The organism is Robiginitalea rubriflava, from assembly GCF_052540725.1.
In genome coordinates this window covers 1,478,628-1,496,384 of sequence record NZ_CP199309.1, presented here as the reverse complement: position 1 = coordinate 1,496,384, position 17,757 = coordinate 1,478,628, and the positions used below count along the sequence as shown (strand labels likewise).

Sequence of the window (17,757 nt, the reverse complement as noted above, 5' to 3'; positions counted from 1 at the left end):
TATTTTTAGGTATGCAGTATTTCCTGGATGACGTTATAGATTCACTACCCCAATGGAAGGAAAACCCAGGGAACTATGTATTTATACTCCCCAGCAAGCGAGCCGGTTTTTTCCTGAGGGAAAAACTGATGTTAAAGGCCGGAAAAAGCTTGATTTTACCTGAGATCTGGAGTATTGAATCCTTTGTAGAGGAAATATCCGGGTTGCATTATGCATCCCCGCTTGACCTGCAATTCCTTTTATATAAGGTTTACCTCGATCAAAAAGGTATTGAGAAGGAGTCTTTTTTTGAATTCAGTCGCTGGGGTCAGCTCCTGATCCAGGATTTTAATGAGATTGACCGTTACCTTATCGATAGCGAGAAACTTTTTGATTATCTCGGAGATATACAGGAACTGCATCAATGGACGCCAGACGGGACAAGCAGCCCCATGATTCGAAAAAGACTGGCCTTCTGGAAATCTCTTTTGCCTATCTATATACAGTTCAGAGATACACTGGAACAAAAGGGCCTTGGGTACCAGGGCCAGGTTTATCGTAAGGCGGTATCTCAAACCCCGGACTTCATCAGTAAAAATAAAAGTAAGCATTACATCTTTGTAGGCTTCAACGCCCTTAATACAGCTGAACAGGATATTATTCAATATTTTCTGAAACAGGGAAATACCAGCATTTACTGGGATGCCGATGTACATTATCTGGACGATCCGCTGCACGATGCCGGATTATTTATGCGCAAATACCGGTCTAAATGGCCCAACCTGCAAAAAAATGGATTAGCAGGTATTGGAAGCTATTTTCAAAACCCAAAAAAGATTTCCGTAACCGGCCTGCCTAAATCCGTATCGCAGGTTAAATATTGTGGTGACTTACTTTATAAGCTTTCCTCAGAACCATCTGAAAACCTCGACAATACCGCCCTGATCCTGGGAGATGAGACCTTATTGAATCCGATGCTCCACAGTCTCCCATCTGAAATAGGGGGCGTAAATATCACCATGGGTTATCCGCTTCATCACAGTTCTATTGCCCAGCTTTTTAGCGCTTTGTTTGGATTGTTCCAACAAAAGACTCAGGACAAATGGAGGGTAAAAACTGCTATGCAAATACTCAGACACCCATTTTTGCAACCCTTCTTCAGGGATGAGTCCCTCAACTCAGAAAAGGTATGCTCCATCCTGCTCAAAGAATACCCCAATTTTGTTTCTGGAAAAGAATTACTGGAGGCCGGCGTCTCAAAAGGTGTACTGGAGCTGCTCTTTCCAAACAAAACTCCGGGCGTTCATGAGGTAATAAAGCAGTTTATTGACCTTACAGACCAACTCCTGCCCTCTTATCGGCAACGGAATGACGTACTGAACATGGAATATCTGGATCACTTTAAAAACCTCTTTACGCGCCTGGGGGACCTGTGTATTCAACATCCCTTTGTTAGCGACCTTAAAGCCCTGAAATTCCTGTTCGAACAACTCCTGTCCGAGGATAGCATAGATTTTGAAGGAGAGCCCCTTAAAGGCCTTCAAATTATGGGGATGCTGGAGAGTCGTAACCTGGATTTCAAAAGGGTTATCATTACTTCTGTAAACGAAGGAATTCTGCCTTCCGGCAAAACAAATAGTTCGTTTATCCCCTTTGATGTAAAAAAAGAGTTTGGTTTACCTACTTATAAAGAAAAAGATGCGGTTTATACCTATCACTTTTACAGATTGCTTCAAAGAGCAGAAGCGGTCCACATTTGCTACAATACTGAACCAGATGTGCTGGAAGGAGGCGAACCAAGTCGATTTATAAGCCAACTGCTAAATGATCCTGTTTTATCCTCCCAGATAGAACACCAGATTATTGCACCCAAAACCGGCATACATCCGGATGCCCGGAAGGCTATTGACAAGAGCGAAAGACTGCTGTTCAAACTTAATGAAAAGGCAAAAGCAGGTTTTTCCCCAACTGCCCTGTCTGATTATATTAAAGATCCCGTTCTTTTTTACAAGAAAGTAATCCTGGGGATTCGGGATTGCGAACAATTGGAGGAAACCGTTGCAGCGAATACCTTCGGAACGGTATTACATCAGGCCCTGGAGTACCTCTACAGGCCATACGAAGGACTTTATCTCGGTCCGGACGCCGTACATTCCATGAGGCAGAAAGCCCCGGAATTAGCGCTAAAATCCTTTGATGAGCATTTTTTAAAGGGAATGACAGCCAGTGGAAAGAATTTAATCGCTCTCAGGGTCATGGAGCATTATCTGGACACTTTCCTTTTAATGGAAAAGGAACGTCTGAAAAAGCATAAAATAAAGCTTGTTGGCGTTGAAAGAAAACTAAAAATTCCTTTCAATACAGGAACCCAGGGCCCGGAGGTTTACCTAAAGGGGACTGTTGACCGTATAGAGGAAGTAGATGGTAGTTTGAGAATAATCGACTATAAGACGGGAATGGTCGAGCCCAGGAATCTTAGAATTTCAGATTGGGACAGCCTCAGAACCGATCCGGACAAGTCCAAAGCATTTCAGGTTTTATGTTATGCATGGTTATACAAACAACAGAACCCCGTCCATAATTTAATGGCAGGGGTTCTCTCATTTAAAAACCTCAAAACAGGTTACCAGTGGTTTGGTTTAAAAGAAGCAGGGCGAAGCTATCAATCAGATCTTCACGAATCGGTACTTCTGAACTTTGAAAACCAGCTTCAATTGCTTGTAGAAGAGATATTTAACCCAAACATCTCTTTTGAACCAGCCCTGACCTGATTCTTTCTTATTTCTTATCCGGACGGGTAGGTCGAACTTCAATTTTACTGGGCAGCGTTCTATGGTTCATTTTAAGCAGGTCTATAACCAACTCCCCTATGTCTTCAGGCTGTATTTTCCAGTCATCTTTTTCCGAGGGCTTATTCCCATTAAAATGTGTAGCCACTGAACCGGGCATAATGGTGGAAACCTTGATGTTGTAAGGGCGCAGATCCAGCATGGCTGCCTGGGTAAAACCAACCACCCCGAATTTAGTCGCATTGTAGCCAGCCCCTGAAGCAAAGAAATTACACCCGGCCAAACTTGCGATACTTATATAATAACCTTCGGATTTCTTCAGGGCCGCTACGGCAGCTTGCAGGGTGTTGAAAACTCCGGTCAGGTTTGTATCCATCATTTGATGCCATTGACTCTCAGAAAGTTGGTCGATGGGAGCAAAATGCCCTAGCCCGGCGTTGGCAATTACAATGTCCAATTGTCCCCATTTTTCAATAATAGTTTTTACCGCGGCCTTCTCATCACTCATTTTGCTGACGTCCGATACGAGGGTCAGTACGTTTTCCGAACCCAGCTGCTCAGCTGCATTATCCAGTGCTTTTTCGTCACGGCCACTTATGGCCACCTTTATTCCGTTAGCATGCAGGGATTTCGCAATTCCTAATCCTATACCTTTTGATCCACCTGTGATATAGGCTACTTTGTTCTCTAAATTATCCATACTTCATTATTGGGTTTAATACAAAGATAAGGGCTTAAAACGGCAGTCAGAAAATCTCGTCTTCATTTTGAAACTTGCTTAAAAAGTGCTTCCTTTGCCTTCTAGTTTTCGGGGGATTAGCTCAGCTGGCTAGAGCGCTTGCATGGCATGCAAGAGGTCACCGGTTCGACTCCGGTATTCTCCACTGATCAAGCACAATTTTATTTTGTAAGGATTAGAAATAGAAAAACCGCCGAATTAAATTCGAGCGGTTTTTTTGTTTTTAATACTGTGGCTGCGAGAAGCAGCCATAAAGGCAAAATAAAATTGTATTTGCAGGACTGGAGTTCAGCGGAGCAACGCAGTTACTCCGGTCATACTGCCAAGTTAACTTGAGCAGATTTTTTCTTTTTGGACACCTGAGCCGCAAGGCAAAGCGAATTGTATTTGCAGGACTGGAGTTCAGCGGAGCAACGCAGTTACTCCGGTCAAACTCAACAACTTCCTTAGACCGTTTTTTTTCGTTATCGTCCGGCCTGTAAAGGACGGAACGGACAACATTTTTTGTATTTGCAGAACAGTAAAAACCAAGGTGTCTTCCGTTTCAGAGGCTTATTTATGGGGACTCCCCCGCCCCCCACTTCAATGTACAATCTTTGACTGTCATTTGCACGCAGCAAAACTGAAGTAAGTTTGGGTTTTTTTATAGGAATTATCAGGGGGCAACCACCCCTCCCTGATTTAAATTTAAGCTTCCAGACTGCAATATCACAGCAGTAATCCCAAAGTCTCTGAATGCCTAATCTTTTTTCACACTTAAGACCAGGACCGGGATTCGTACCGAAAACTCAGATTTGAGGATGGTATTCTTTTCCCAGAGGTTCTGAAAGAAGCCCCTTTTACGCCTGAAAACGCAAAGCAAGTCAGGATGCTGAAGCTGAAAGTGCTCCAGAACACCCAAATAAGTAGTGGCATGCTCTGTCAGGGTAACCTGTGCACTGATATCCATTAGTGCCGTATTGATCTTAAGGTCATCGTCAGTATAACCGGGCGTTTTTACAAGCAATAAATTTACCTGGGAGTTAAAGGCATTTTTAATATTTATTAGCGGGTTAAGTACCCTTTTGCGTTTCAAAACCCCGGACCTGAAGGCCGTCAGGATAGTTTTATATTTTTTGAACTTACTCCCTTTGGGAACAATAAGTGTCGGGATATCGGTACGTTTTATGACCCGCCCCGAAGTATTCCCCAAATACAATTCGTCATCAACTTCCACACTTCGGGGTGCAATTATGATCAGGTCGATCCCCAATTCCTTTTCAATATCCTTCAGGCCATCGATGATATCCCCGGTGTAAGTGGCAATTTTGATCTCTACTTTACCCGGCTTGATCTTTTCGATCAGCTCCCGGACACGATCACGGCTACTCTCAACAACCTTATCCTTAATATTGGCCAGGTCGCCGGCCCCCGTACTAATATTTAGAACCTCCATTACATACACCTCAGCCCCGAAATTAGCCGCAAAATCTACCGCGTACTGCAGGGTTTCAAACGAGTCCGGGGAGTTACCCACGGGAACCAGAATGTTTTTCATAAGAAAGGATTGTCGATTAATATTCTAAATTTACAACAAAATTGAAGCTTCGCATGATCCGCCTGGCAAAGTTAAGGGAAATAGCTGAAATTCTTAATATTACAAAAGCCTGTGGAGAAGAAATGCTCAGCAGGGGAATAGCCCAATGGAACGATCATTACCCCTCGGAGGAAGCTTTTAGAAATGATGTGAAAAGAGAAGAACTCTTTGTTCTGTACGAAGATTCTTCCATCATTGGATCGGTTGTGCTTTCCAAACAGATGGATGAAGAGTACAAGGCAGTAAAATGGCTCTGCCCTGATAAAAATAATCGTTATGTACATCGCCTTGCGGTCCATCCGAAATTCCAGGGCCAGGGATATGCCCGTAAGCTGATGGATTTTGCAGAGGAAAAGGCCAGAAGGGATGGGGCTGTTTCCATACGTCTGGATACGTTCAGCCAGAATAAAAGGAATCAGCGGTTTTACGAACAACGCGGCTATCAGCGCCTGGGCTCTGTCTATTTCCCTAAACAGAGCCAGCACCCCTTTTACTGTTATGAACTGCTTCTAAAACCTGCCCGTTGAATCCAGCCCTGAGCCGTAAAAAACTAAACCAGCTGGCACTCCCGGCCATTGTGGCAGGAATTGCAGAACCGCTGCTTAGTATCACGGATACCGCCATAGTCGGCAATATCCCCGAAGATGGCTTGGAATCGCTGGCAGCAGTTGGGATTGTTGGCTCATTCCTCTCAATGCTTATCTGGATTCTGGGACAGACCCGATCGGCAATTGCAGCCATCATTTCCCAATATCTGGGAGCCGGAAAGCTGGACGAAGTCACCTCCCTCCCGGCCCAGGCCATTTACCTGAATGTGGGGGTAAGTATCCTGATCCTCGTAGGGACACTATTTTTCAGTGCAGAAATTTTTCAACTGCTCAACGCCTCCGGTAAAATCCTGGAATATTGTTTGTCTTACTACCACATCCGTGTATGGGGTTTCCCGCTAACCCTGTTTACCTTCGCAATAATGGGCATATTTCAGGGGCTGCAGAATACAACCTGGCCCATGCTTATTGCCTTGGTCGGAGCTGGTCTGAACATCCTCCTGGATTTTCTGCTGGTCTATGGCTGGGTAGGCTTCATTCCAGCCATGCATTTGGAAGGGGCTGCCTGGGCCAGCCTGATTTCGCAATTTGTAATGGCGATCCTCGCCTTCTACCTGCTCTTTACGCAAAGCCCGATCCGCCTCGGTGTACAACTCCCGATACACCCTGAAATGAAACGTCTGGTTGGGATGGCGCTTAACCTCTTTGTGCGAACCCTTTCCCTGAACATTGCCCTTTTATTCGCCGTAAGGGAAGCCACGGCCCTGGGTGACCGATATATAGGGGCACATACAATCGCAATTAACCTCTGGCTATTTTCTGCCTTCTTTATTGACGGTTATTCGGCAGCTGGTAAAATATTGGGCGGCCGGTTTCTGGGAGCCCGGGATTATGACAGCCTATGGTTGCTCGCCAAAAAGACGGTTACCTATGGCATCTGGATTAGCATAATTCTGATGGTCCTGGCTGGAATTTTTTATCGCGAAATCGGGCAGATCTTTTCGGGAGACCCCCTTGTACTGGGCAGTTTTAACAGCATATTTATAATTGTTATTCTGGGGCTGCCCTTTAATACCATAGCCTTTATTTTCGACGGGATCTTCAAAGGCCTGGGGGAAATGAAGTACCTTCGGAATGTGCTGCTAATCGCAACTTTTTTAGGCTTTTTGCCGGTACTTTATCTGGGGAAATACATGGATTGGGGCCTTTATGGCATTTGGGCTGCCTTTACCGTCTGGATGTTATTAAGAGGTTTTACGCTAATTTGGAAGTTTCGAAGAAAATTTCGCCCACTTTTGCAAAACCAGTAAATTTGATAAAAAACCATGGGAACCAGTCGGAAAGAAGGTAGTCTATACACGAAAATCAGTGGGAAACTGGCTATTGTGGAATTCGGCCATCCCGCCAGCAATTCCTTTACTTCTGAACTGCTCTCACGGCTGTCTTCTGAAATACAATCCCTGGGCGAAAACCGGGAAGTAGCCGTAATCCTTTTGCAGTCAGAAGGTGACAGGGCCTTTTGTGCCGGGGCTTCCTTTGACGAATTGCTACAGGTATCCAACCAGGAGGAAAGCCAGGCTTTTTTTAGTGGTTTTGCCATTTTAATAAACAAAATGCGGCTTTGCCCCAAGCCTATTATAGGGAAAGTACATGGGAAAGCTGTGGGTGGTGGTGTTGGCCTAATTGCTGCCTGTGATTATGTGCTGGCTGCTGAAGCTGCGGCCATCCGACTCTCAGAATTGAGCATTGGAATAGCCCCGCTGGTAATTGCTCCGGCCGTAGCCCGAAAAGCAGGGGCCTCCGGTCTTTCAGAATTGGCACTTTCGCCCAAAGAATGGAAAAGTGCCTACTGGGCACTCGAAAAAGGACTCTATTCCAAAGTTTATGAAAGCCGTAAAGACCTGGATAAAGAGACCGAATTCTATATTCAAAACCTTGCCTCCTATTCCAGTGAAGCCCTCTCATTGATGAAAAAAGCGCTGTGGGCGGGAACGGATCACTGGGAAGAATTACTAACAAGCCGTGCGGCGCTTACGGGAAAACTTGCCCTCTCCGAAGAAACGCGGAGGACCCTGGACGATTTTAAGAAAAAATAACCTTATTGGTAGCCTGCAGCCTGCAGGTTAAATAATTCAGCGTATAGCCCATTTTGTGCCAGCAGTTCCTCATGTGTTCCCAATTCCAGAATTTGTCCATCTTCCAGGACCAGGATACGATCGGCCATCCTAACAGTACTAAAACGATGTGAGATAATAACACTTGTCTTTCCCTGGGTAAGACCAATGAATCTCTTAAATACCTCGTATTCTGCACGGGCGTCCAGAGAAGCCGTTGGCTCATCAAGGATCATGATTTCAGCATCTTTCATATAGGCCCGGCCCAGCGCTACTTTTTGCCATTGCCCTCCGCTAAGGTCCTGTCCGCGCTTAAAACGCCGGCCCAGCTGTTGTTCGAGGCCATCCTGCATTTCGGCTATTACCTGAGAGGCCAGGCTTTTTTCTGAAGCATCCACAATACGGGGAGTGTCTTCCAAAGCATTTATGTCACCCACCGCTATATTTTCCCTCAGTGTAAATTCATACTTGAAAAAATCCTGAAAGATTACCCCAAATAGCGATCTGTATTGCTGCTTATCGTATCGTGCAATATCAACCCCATCCAGTAGTATCCTACCCTTGGTTGGCTCATAAAACCGGAGAATTAATTTGATCAGGGTTGTTTTGCCTGCCCCGTTTTGCCCTACAAAGGCCATCTTTTCACCTGCGTGCAGTTTAAATGAAACGCCTTTGAGAATTGGGTTTTCCCCTTCAGGATACGTAAAATGAACGGATTCAAAGGTGAAACCATCCCGTATGGTATCCGGAACCGGGATAACTTCTTCAGAAGCAGTTTCAATCCTGAGATCAATAAAGTCAAAGTAGTCCTTCAGATAAAGTGCACTTTCAGAAATTCGGGTAAAGCGGGAAAAAAAGGTCTGTAAATTTGACTGCAGCCTGTTAAAAGAGCCCGATAGAAAAGTAAGCTCCCCAATGGACAGGAACCCATTTAAGGTCCGGTAGATAATCAGTACGTAAGCCCCGTAATAGGCCACAATACCCAGAATATTGAAAACAGATCCCAACAGGCTTTGCCTGATGGCCAGCTTGCGATTCAGCAAATAATAGCGATGGGCCAGAATTGAAAAACGCCTGGCGATAAAATCTGTCAGGCCAAAAAGTTTTATTTCTTTGGCTGTCAAATTATTGGCCCCAATATACCGCAGGTAATCCAGTTCCCGCCTTTCGCTGGTCCAGCTGCGTGCCAGGGAATACCGATCAGAGGAGAACTTGATTTCATTGATAAAAGAAGGGATTATGCTGATAATTAACAACAGGATCAACCAGGGTTCAAAATAGATCAGCCCCACAATCAAAGAAGCAATTGAAATCAGGCTTTCAGCCTGGCCCAGCACATTGCTCATAAGGTTGACGCGACTGCTGGTTTGCGTCCGGGCCCTTTCGAGCTTATCGTAAAAGTCCGGGTTTTCCAATTGCTCGATGGTTAGTTCCTGGGTTTTACGGATAATCCTTTCAGAAGACTGGTTGGAATACAAATCGCCCAACAATCCATCGGTTAGGTTTACCAACCGACCCAAAAGATCCGAGGCCAGAGCCACTCCTAATTCTATGGCAACATACTTCCAGAGCAGCTCCAGGTTTTCCGGGCCTGTTTGCACGGCCCGGACGATTTCATCGATGATGATCTTCCCGACCCAGAGCAATATTACCGGACTGAAGGCCTTTAGGATACGCGCCAGCAAATTAAGCACAAAAAGCCCGGGGCCCGCCTGGTAAATTTCCCTGAAAAACCTGGGAATAGCCCTCCATGCCCTGAAGGAATCAGAGAGTGGGATCCGCTGATCTTCCGTAATTGATTTCAAGCGTCTTGCAGCCAAACTTTTTTCTTTGCAAGTTACACAACCTCCCTCAATCCTCCCGCCCCGGCTCCTGAGCTAATTTTAATCCTATAGTGGCGGAACCCGCAGATTTTCTACTTTTGTAAACATATGATGCCCGGATGAAAAATATACGCATTACCAAAGAATTTACCTTTGAAACAGGCCATGCCCTTTACGGATATGACGGCAAATGCCGCAATGTCCACGGGCATAGCTACCAACTGGCTGTAACCATTATCGGTACGCCCATTGAAACCCCCGGAGAAGTAAAGCTGGGAATGGTTATGGATTTTGGTGACCTTAAAAAAATTGTAAAGGAAGAAATAGTGGACCCTTTCGATCACGCCACTATTTTTAACAAGAATACCCCGCATGTGGCTTTGGCAAATACCCTGGCAGCCGAAGGTCATAAAGTAATCCTTGCCGATTACCAGCCAACCAGTGAGAATATGGTCCTTGATTTTGCTTCCAAAATACAGACACGCCTGCCGGATAATATCCGATTACACAGCTTAAAATTAAGGGAAACCGGAACTGCTTTTGCCGAATGGTATGCAAGTGACAATCCGGAATAATGCTTTTAGAGTCGGATTGTTTTTCCGATTTGTATCTTTGACCCGGCATGAAAAGAATTGACATCCCTCCAGGCAAAAAGATTTATTTTGCCAGTGACAACCATCTTGGGGCGCCAACTTCAAAGGAGAGCCTTCCCCGGGAACGGCATTTTGTCAATTGGCTGGGGCAAATCCAAGAGGATGCAGCAGCCGTTTTCCTGCTGGGCGATCTCTTTGACTTCTGGTTTGAATACAAATATGCGGTACCCAAAGGATTTACAAGAACCCTGGGGAAACTTGCCGATCTTACAGACCAGGGCATTCCCGTTTTCTTCTTTGCGGGCAATCACGATTTATGGATGAATGGTTATTTTGAAGAAGAGCTGGGGATTCCTGTATTTCATAGCCCGCAGGAATTCCAATTTAACGACCGGCGTTTTCTGATAGGCCACGGTGACGGTCTGGGTCCGGGAGACAAAGGGTTTAAGCGGATGAAAAAGGTCTTTACAAATCCGTTATCCAAATGGCTTTTCAGGTGGTTGCACCCGGATATCGGCATTCGCATGGGGCAATACTTTTCAGTAAAGAACAAACTGATTTCTGGGGATGAAAAGGCAGAATTCCAGGGAGAGGAAAACGAATGGCTGGTGCAGTACGCCCGTCGCAAACTGCAGCAAAAGCCCTACGACTTTTTTGTTTTTGGCCACCGCCATTTACCGCTCGATATTTCCCTCACCCCCCAATCCCGGTATATAAACCTCGGTGACTGGATACGCTATTTCAGTTATGGGGTATTTGACGGAAAGTCCATGACCCTGGAATATTATAAAAAGCCTCTATAAGGCCTTTATATCCCTGATCCTTAGCTGAATATTCCGTTTGCCCTGCCACTGGTTTTCTTCAATTGAAAAAACGGCCTCAAAGGGTTTGCCCCCCTTAATGATCTCGAGGCGATCCCCCAGGCCAAAACCTATAGCTTGAAAAACAGCTGAATCCCCCTGTTTAACAGCGAGTTTAAGATGTGCCCCGTCCTGGCCCACTTTTTTCGCATAACCGGTATCCATCAGGGGGGCTGCTCCAAAAACGGGTGTAGCATTTCCCGGGCCAAAAGGTGCAAATTGACTGAGGATGCGCAACAGGCGTTCGTTGATGTCTTTCAGCTCAATAGGCAGGTCTACCGATATTTCGGGCTGCAGCAGGGCCGGGTCCATAGTACGGGCCACCTGTTCTTCAAAGCGAGCCTTAAATTCCTCAAAACGGGAACTTTCAATAGTCAGGCCTGCTGCATAGGTATGCCCTCCAAACTGCTCAATACAATCTGAACAGGCCTCCAGGGCCTCATACAAATCGAATCCCCGGACCGATCGTGCAGAAGCAGCCAGCTTATCGCCGCTTCTGGTAAATACAAGTGTGGGACGATAGAAGGTCTCGGTAAGGCGGGACGCTACAATCCCGATTACCCCTTTGTGCCAGTCCTCCTTATAGACTACCGTGCTCCAGCTTTCTTCCTCCCCGTTTCTGCGAATCATCTCCAGGGCCTCCAGGGTAATCTGACGGTCCATGTCCCGCCGTTCGGCATTCATGGAGTCTATTACTCCGGCCAGGGCCATGGCCCTCTGAAAATCCGTTTCAATCAATAATTCTACTGCCTGCTCTCCATGATGCATCCGCCCGGCTGCGTTGATCCGGGGTGCCAATTGAAAAACAAGGTCTGAAGTCTTAAAATCCTTTTTCTCCTGCTGTTGCATCAGGGCACGAATCCCGGGACGGGGTGAATCATTTATAACCCTCAAGCCATAGGTGGCCAGAATTCTGTTTTCACCGGTAATAGGCACTATATCGGCCGCTATTGCCGTTGCTACCAGGTCCAGGTAGGGTAAAAGGGATTCCACTGAATTTCCTCTTGAAACATGCAGGGCCTGTATGAGCTTAAAGCCTACCCCACAGCCACATAATTCCGGATAGGGATAAGAACAATCCTCTCGTTTCGGGTCCAGGATGGCCACGGCTGCAGGGAGTGCTGCCCCTGGCCTGTGATGATCGCAAATAATAAAATCAATCCCTTTATCAGCGGCATAGGCTACCTGTTTATTCGCTTTTATGCCGCAATCCAGGGCGATGACCAGACCAATCCCATTATCTGCAGCAAAGTCTATACCCTCTAAGGAAACCCCATAACCCTCCTTATAGCGATCGGGAATATAACTGGCTACATGCGAATAGAAAGATCTCAGATAAGCTACCATCAGGGCAACTGCAGTAGTACCATCCACATCGTAATCGCCGTAGACCAGGATGCGTTCTTCTTCTTTAATGGCTTTCTGTATCCTGGCAACGGCCCTGTCCATGTCCTGCATCAGGAAAGGATCGTACAAATGGCTTAGTTCCGGGCGAAAAAAAAGTCTGGCCTCTTCAAAGCTGGAAATATCCCGTTGTAAAAGCAAAGCCGCCAGCAGGCGGTCTACATTCAGGGCAGAAGCCATTTTGGAAATCGCGGCTTCCGGGGGAGTATCTTTATAAATCCATCGCATATTCTCTGACTGCGCAATAAAATTAAATCCATTTGCTGCACCATTCCAGCAGCTTGGCAAACCACATCCTTATTTCCTTTTTTTATTCCTCGTGAAAATGGCAGATCACACCCATCTGTGCAAATTCACGAAACATCGCCATTACCCCGCAGTATTTTTCGGCAGACAAACTAACGGCCTTTTCAAGCTTGGCTCTATTGAGGTTTTTTCCAAAAAAATGAAATTCCAAAGATACCTTCGTATAGGTTTGGGGGTGGGCATCGCTAAGCTCGGCATTGGTCTCTATGTGAAAACCCGAAACATCCAATTTCATTTTGCGGATAAGAGAAGCCACGTCGAGGCCGGAACAACCTGCCAGCGAACTCAGCATTAATGCCTTGGGGCGAAGCCCTTCTCCTTTTCCTCCGTCTTCCGGGCTGGCATCTATTTTAAATTTCAATCCCGAGGGGTTATTGCTTTCAAATGCCATATCTCCCAGCCACTTAGTGGTAACACGATTGGTTGAAGCCATATATTTTTTGTTTCTTGTGAGCCTAAAAATACAATAAAAATATCCCTTATGCCCTTAGTTAACCCCCTGGATCCTTCAGCAGACCCGGAGACCAGAAAGCTCGCCGAATTCTTTAATGAAACCCTGGGGTTCTGCCCGAATTCGATCCTTACCATGCAGCACAGGCCTGCCATATCCAAGGCGTTTATCAATCTGAACAAGGCCGTAATGACCAACCAGGGCAGGGTTACCTCAGCCCTGAAGCGCATGATAGCCTGGGTAAGCAGCAATGCAACAGGGTGTCGGTACTGCCAGGCGCATGCCATTCGCGCTGCAGAGCGCTACGGGGCTGAACAGGAACAACTCGATAATATTTGGGAATACCGGACCCATCCCGCTTTTTCTGAAGCCGAACGGGCTGCTCTGGATTTTTCCCTGGCGGCATCGCAGGTACCCAATGCAGTAGACAGGCAGATCAAAGAGCGCTTGCACCAGCACTGGAATGAGGGCGAAATTGTTGAAATGCTGGGGGTTATTGCCCTTTTTGGCTACCTGAATCGCTGGAATGATTCTATGGGCACAACCATTGAATCCGGGGCCGTAGAAAGTGGTGAAAAATACCTGGGAAAACACGGCTGGGAAAGAGGGAAGCACGCCTGAGCATGCTCAAAGACACAGGTTCATTTACCCGAACCTTTTAACACAATCACCAGTTCCCCCTTTGGCGGGGCGTCGCGAAAATGTGCTGCCACTTCCTCCAGGCTGCCCCTGACGGTTTCCTCGTAAAGTTTGGTCAGCTCCCTGCTTATGGCCACCTCCCTGTCCGGGCCAAAAACACTGACGAACTGGTCCAGGGTTTTTAAAAGTTTATGAGGTGATTCATAGAAGATAATTGTTCGCTGCTCAGAAGCCAGGGCTTCCACTCTGCTTTGCCTGCCCTTTTTTGGGGGCAGGAACCCCTCAAAGATAAAACGATCCGACGGGAAACCACTATTGACCAGGGCAGGGATCAGTGCGGTTGCGCCAGGCAGGCAATTCACCGCTACCCCCTGCTGAATGCATTCACGAACCAGCAGGAAGCCGGGGTCTGAAATGGAAGGGGTGCCGGCATCCGATATAAGTGCCATGGCAGCACCGGAAGCCAAATCCCTGCAAATCGGATGCACCACCTTGTGCTCGTTATGCATATGATAGGCCCGCAGAGGGGTCTCTATGTTGTAATGCTTTAATAATTTTCCACTGGTTCGCGTATCTTCGGCTAGAATGAGGTCTACAGACTTCAGGACTTCCAGAGCCCGAAGGGTAATATCGGCAAGGTTGCCGATGGGGGTTGGTACAATGTAAAGAATCCCTTGCTGCTCCATTTAACAATAAAAAAGGCCGAACCACATCAGATGGTTTCGGCCAAAATATTTATAAAGCCTGCTTTCAGGCGAAACGTCTCTCTATAAGCGCCATAAACCGGGCTTCAAATTCCTCTTTCCCTTTCCAGTTCCCGTATTCCGGCTTAACCATTTTCTCAATAAATTCCACTGAACGCTCTTGAGATTCAATGGTATTCAATTGAGAAAGGATACGGTTAAAATCTTCCGTACTATCATTAAACAGGTGTTTGACAAATGCCAGCCGGTCATTCAGGCCTACGGAGATTTCCCTGGCAGAAAGTGTATCGTTCAATGACTTTTTCTCAGTTGTCCCTGAATTTGACGGGATATCTGGAGTGAGAATTTCTTTGTCATTCTTGATAAAGTCATTCTGGGAAAGGAATTTCTCCAACACTTCCTCCAGTTCTTCGCCTCCCGGCATTTCAGATACCATATGCTTTATGGTATCTATACCCGGAATAATGATATCCTCCTCATGCGGGTTAGATTCAGGAACCATCCTGTTTTCATTGATTACAGCGGAGGCAATGGACTCAAATTTAGAAGCCATCTCACTTTTGCTGACATCGATCTCCACATGCTGTAATTTTTCTTCAATAAATTTTAATACCGCCAATTTCTCATAGAGCTGCTGCGATTTGGCATACAGCTTCGGGATATCCATTTCTTCTCTGCCGGTTATAATATCGGTAGCCAGCAGAATCAATTCCTCTCTTAATCTTCGCTTCATAGCAATTTAGCCTTGTACTCCTCCGGGAAGGTGTTCCTTTTTTAATACTTTTATGTATCCGTTTGTTTAATGAACGGACAAAGTGCTAACTTTCGTCTAAAATTACGAAATGTTTCTCGAAAATACAGTTAATCACAAAGAACAATTCGGCTGGATCGAAGTGATCTGCGGGTCCATGTTTTCGGGGAAAACGGAAGAATTGATCCGCCGCCTGAAACGGGCTCAGTTCGCCCGGCAGAAGGTGGAAATTTTCAAGCCCATTGTAGATACCCGCTACCACGAGGAAATGGTGGTCTCGCACGACGAAAATGAGATTCGCTCCACCCCCGTCCCTGCCGCCGCCAATATCCGACTGCTGGCAGACGATTGCGATGTTGTGGGCATAGATGAGGCCCAGTTTTTTGATGATGAAATTGTTACGGTATGCAATGACCTGGCAAACAGGGGGGTAAGGGTAGTGGTCGCTGGTTTGGATATGGACTTTAAAGGCAATCCTTTCGGCCCCATGCCAGCCCTTATGGCCACGGCAGAATATGTTACCAAAGTACACGCTATTTGTACCAGAACCGGAAACCTGGCCAATTACAGTTATCGCAAATCCCAGAACGACAGACTGGTCCTGTTAGGGGAAACAGATGAATATGAACCCTTGAGCCGGGCAGCATTTTACAAAGCCATGCTCAAAGAAAAAATTCGCAAACTGGATGTTACCGATGCAGAAGAAGTGACCCCCAAAAAACCAAGGAATGCTGCAAACCAGTGATACTATTCTGGAGATTGACCTTGGGGCCCTTGCTCACAATTACCAGTATATACGCTCGAAACTTCATCCGGATACGCGTCTCTTAGGCGTTGTAAAAGCATTTGCCTATGGCAGTGAGGCCCTTGCTGTTGCCCGCAAACTGGAAAGCCTCGGGGCAGACTATCTGGCCGTAGCCTATACGGAAGAGGGTGTCACTTTGAGAAAAGGTGGAGTGCGATTACCTATAATGGTCTTGCATCCGCAACCATCCGGATTTCATGCCCTGATCGAACATTGTCTGGAACCGGCCTTATATGCCCCCCGTATCCTGAAATTATTTATGGAAACCCTGGAAGCTCATAAGCAGAAAGGATATCCGGTACACTTAAAGTTCAATACAGGACTCAACCGGCTGGGTTTTTGGGAAAAGGACCTCAGCTGGATAAAAGACCAATTAAAAGATACCTCCTGCCTGGAGGTGCGTTCCATCTTATCTCACCTGGCCGCCTCCGATGATCCGGCTCAGGAAAGCTTTACCCAAAAGCAGATAGAAGCATTTAGTAATATAGTCGAGCAGTATGAAAGGCTCTTCCCGGCTCCTGTTATAAAGCACTTACTGAATACATCGGGAATACTCAATTATCCCGAGGCCCAATGGGATATGGTTCGCAGCGGAATCGGATTATACGGGTATTCGAATGATCTGAAAACAGATTCCAGATTAAAGCCTGTGGCACGGTTGAAAACCCGGATTTCACAAATCCACCAGATTGAGCCGGGGGAATGGGTAGGCTACAATAAGGGATATGTGGCCTCCGATTTCCGCAATACGGCTACCCTGCCCATCGGGCACGCCGATGGGATTGGCCGGCAGTACGGACAGGGCAGGGGCTTTGTCTGGATTCAGGGTAAAAAAGCACCCATAATTGGGAATGTATGTATGGATATGCTGATGGTGGATGTCAGCGGAATTGATTGCCGGGAAGGGGATGAGGTCATCTTATTTGGAAACATGCACTCGGCCGAATTATTTGCCAAAGGGGCGCATACCATTTCCTATGAGTTACTCGCGGGAATATCCCAAAGGGTCCCAAGGGTGATATTGGATGCCGATACGCTCTAAAATCTGTTAAATATTTTAGTATCTTCCATCCTGTAAAACTTTAAACACTATAACCATGCTAAAAGAATTCAAGAATTTTATCATGACCAAAAACCTCATAGACCTGGCGGTTGCAGTATTGCTGGCAGGAGCTATAGGATTGGTTACCAACAGTTTTGTAAACGACATTATGATGCCAGTTGTCGGGTATTTTACAGGTGGGGTAGATTTTTCTGACCTGAAAATTATCCTGTCCGAAGCCGTTGTGGCAGCAGACGGGACGGTAACAACCCCGGAAAGCGCCATCCGCTATGGCTCTTGGGTAAACACCCTGATCAACCTGATAATTGTAGGCTTTGTTTTATTCATGATTGTAAAAGCCTACAAAAAGAGCCAAAAACCCAAGGAAGAACCGGCTCCGGTTCCAAAAGGTCCAACACAGGAAGAATTACTGGCTGAAATCAGGGATTTGCTGAAAAAGAAATAATCCGCTCAGCGGAAACCGCTACACCATTTTAATCAAACCGCTGTGAAAACCTCGCAGCGGTTCTTTTTTGAGCAACACAAAAAACATTTTTGTTACATATTGAACAAATTGTTTTAATTTTTAAATGTCATCCCATGATTTCTTGTCCGGAATCCGGGGCTTGACTAC

General features: G+C 46.2%; 17 protein-coding genes and 1 tRNA gene. 11 read left to right on the top strand and 7 right to left on the bottom strand.

Going from position 1 to position 17,757, the window contains the following annotated elements; translation table 11 throughout:
- Positions 1 to 11: 11 nt before the first annotated feature.
- Positions 12 to 2,750 carry a PD-(D/E)XK nuclease family protein gene (locus tag ACT6NU_RS06855; protein ID WP_445383721.1) on the top strand — a complete coding sequence of 913 codons (2,739 nt, stop codon included), beginning with the start codon at positions 12 to 14 and terminating at the stop codon, positions 2,748 to 2,750.
- A gap of 7 nt (positions 2,751 to 2,757) precedes the next feature.
- Here ACT6NU_RS06855 and ACT6NU_RS06850 read toward each other — a convergent pair whose 3' ends face one another.
- Entirely contained in the window at positions 2,758 to 3,468 is a 711-nt protein-coding gene (locus ACT6NU_RS06850; RefSeq protein WP_445383720.1) for an SDR family oxidoreductase, read from the bottom strand.
- Positions 3,469 to 3,578: 110 nt separating this feature from the next.
- Between ACT6NU_RS06850 and ACT6NU_RS06845 the strand changes: the two genes are divergently transcribed.
- Positions 3,579 to 3,652, top strand: a tRNA-Ala gene (locus ACT6NU_RS06845).
- Between the two features lie 594 nt (positions 3,653 to 4,246).
- Here the strand turns inward: ACT6NU_RS06845 and ACT6NU_RS06840 are convergent.
- Positions 4,247 to 5,044: a universal stress protein gene (locus tag ACT6NU_RS06840; RefSeq protein ID WP_445383719.1), complete on the bottom strand. Its 798-nt coding sequence runs from the start codon at positions 5,042 to 5,044 to the stop codon at positions 4,247 to 4,249.
- Between the two features lie 41 nt (positions 5,045 to 5,085).
- Here ACT6NU_RS06840 and ACT6NU_RS06835 point away from each other — a divergent pair, with 41 nt between their 5' ends.
- From ACT6NU_RS06835 to ACT6NU_RS06825, 3 genes are read left to right on the top strand one after another with little or no spacing between them, the layout of a single operon-like run.
- A complete protein-coding gene (locus ACT6NU_RS06835) occupies positions 5,086 to 5,610 on the top strand; it encodes a GNAT family N-acetyltransferase (RefSeq protein ID WP_445383718.1) in 525 nt (174 codons plus the stop codon).
- Positions 5,607 to 6,941, top strand: coding sequence for an MATE family efflux transporter (locus ACT6NU_RS06830; RefSeq protein WP_445383717.1), 1,335 nt, complete (start codon positions 5,607 to 5,609; stop codon positions 6,939 to 6,941). Before ACT6NU_RS06835 ends, ACT6NU_RS06830 begins: the two co-directional genes overlap by 4 nt.
- Before the next feature lie 15 nt (positions 6,942 to 6,956).
- Positions 6,957 to 7,727: an enoyl-CoA hydratase/isomerase family protein gene (locus ACT6NU_RS06825; RefSeq protein WP_445383716.1), complete on the top strand. Its 771-nt coding sequence runs from the start codon at positions 6,957 to 6,959 to the stop codon at positions 7,725 to 7,727.
- A gap of 2 nt (positions 7,728 to 7,729) precedes the next feature.
- Here ACT6NU_RS06825 and ACT6NU_RS06820 read toward each other — a convergent pair whose 3' ends face one another.
- The gene (locus ACT6NU_RS06820) at positions 7,730 to 9,565 is read right to left on the bottom strand and encodes an ABC transporter ATP-binding protein (RefSeq protein ID WP_445383715.1); all 1,836 of its coding nucleotides are present in this window, start codon (positions 9,563 to 9,565) and stop codon (positions 7,730 to 7,732) included.
- 122 nt (positions 9,566 to 9,687) lie between these two features.
- Between ACT6NU_RS06820 and ACT6NU_RS06815 the strand changes: the two genes are divergently transcribed.
- Complete coding sequence (locus tag ACT6NU_RS06815; protein ID WP_445383714.1) at positions 9,688 to 10,143, top strand: 6-pyruvoyl trahydropterin synthase family protein; 456 nt, start codon at positions 9,688 to 9,690, stop codon at positions 10,141 to 10,143.
- Between the two features lie 56 nt (positions 10,144 to 10,199).
- Positions 10,200 to 10,964 (top strand): UDP-2,3-diacylglucosamine diphosphatase, encoded by a 765-nt coding sequence (locus ACT6NU_RS06810; protein WP_445383837.1) that lies wholly within the window; start codon positions 10,200 to 10,202, stop codon positions 10,962 to 10,964.
- On the opposite strand, the gene recJ is transcribed toward ACT6NU_RS06810, so the two are convergent.
- Both recJ and ACT6NU_RS06800 read right to left on the bottom strand, forming a co-directional pair.
- A complete protein-coding gene (gene recJ / locus ACT6NU_RS06805; protein ID WP_445383713.1) occupies positions 10,959 to 12,653 on the bottom strand; it encodes a single-stranded-DNA-specific exonuclease RecJ in 1,695 nt (564 codons plus the stop codon). The genes ACT6NU_RS06810 and recJ overlap by 6 nt on opposite strands.
- An 82-nt stretch (positions 12,654 to 12,735) precedes the next feature.
- Complete coding sequence (locus tag ACT6NU_RS06800; protein ID WP_445383712.1) at positions 12,736 to 13,164, bottom strand: OsmC family protein; 429 nt, start codon at positions 13,162 to 13,164, stop codon at positions 12,736 to 12,738.
- Between the two features lie 48 nt (positions 13,165 to 13,212).
- Between ACT6NU_RS06800 and ACT6NU_RS06795 the strand changes: the two genes are divergently transcribed.
- Positions 13,213 to 13,803 (top strand): carboxymuconolactone decarboxylase family protein, encoded by a 591-nt coding sequence (locus tag ACT6NU_RS06795; RefSeq protein ID WP_445383711.1) that lies wholly within the window; start codon positions 13,213 to 13,215, stop codon positions 13,801 to 13,803.
- Positions 13,804 to 13,823: 20 nt separating this feature from the next.
- Here ACT6NU_RS06795 and rsmI read toward each other — a convergent pair whose 3' ends face one another.
- Together rsmI and ACT6NU_RS06785 are read right to left on the bottom strand one after the other, a co-directional pair.
- Positions 13,824 to 14,507: a 16S rRNA (cytidine(1402)-2'-O)-methyltransferase gene (rsmI, locus tag ACT6NU_RS06790; protein WP_445383710.1), complete on the bottom strand. Its 684-nt coding sequence runs from the start codon at positions 14,505 to 14,507 to the stop codon at positions 13,824 to 13,826.
- Between the two features lie 64 nt (positions 14,508 to 14,571).
- Complete coding sequence (locus ACT6NU_RS06785; protein ID WP_445383709.1) at positions 14,572 to 15,258, bottom strand: hypothetical protein; 687 nt, start codon at positions 15,256 to 15,258, stop codon at positions 14,572 to 14,574.
- Positions 15,259 to 15,367: 109 nt separating this feature from the next.
- Here ACT6NU_RS06785 and ACT6NU_RS06780 point away from each other — a divergent pair, with 109 nt between their 5' ends.
- From ACT6NU_RS06780 to mscL, 3 genes are read left to right on the top strand one after another with little or no spacing between them, the layout of a single operon-like run.
- The gene (locus tag ACT6NU_RS06780) at positions 15,368 to 16,021 is read left to right on the top strand and encodes a thymidine kinase (protein ID WP_445383708.1); all 654 of its coding nucleotides are present in this window, start codon (positions 15,368 to 15,370) and stop codon (positions 16,019 to 16,021) included.
- Positions 16,005 to 17,123, top strand: a complete 1,119-nt coding sequence (gene alr / locus ACT6NU_RS06775; RefSeq protein ID WP_445383707.1) for an alanine racemase — start codon at positions 16,005 to 16,007, stop codon at positions 17,121 to 17,123. Before ACT6NU_RS06780 ends, alr begins: the two co-directional genes overlap by 17 nt.
- Positions 17,124 to 17,178: 55 nt before the next feature.
- Positions 17,179 to 17,589, top strand: a complete 411-nt coding sequence (gene mscL, locus ACT6NU_RS06770) for a large conductance mechanosensitive channel protein MscL (RefSeq protein ID WP_445383706.1) — start codon at positions 17,179 to 17,181, stop codon at positions 17,587 to 17,589.
- The last annotated feature ends 168 nt before the right edge of the window (positions 17,590 to 17,757 follow it).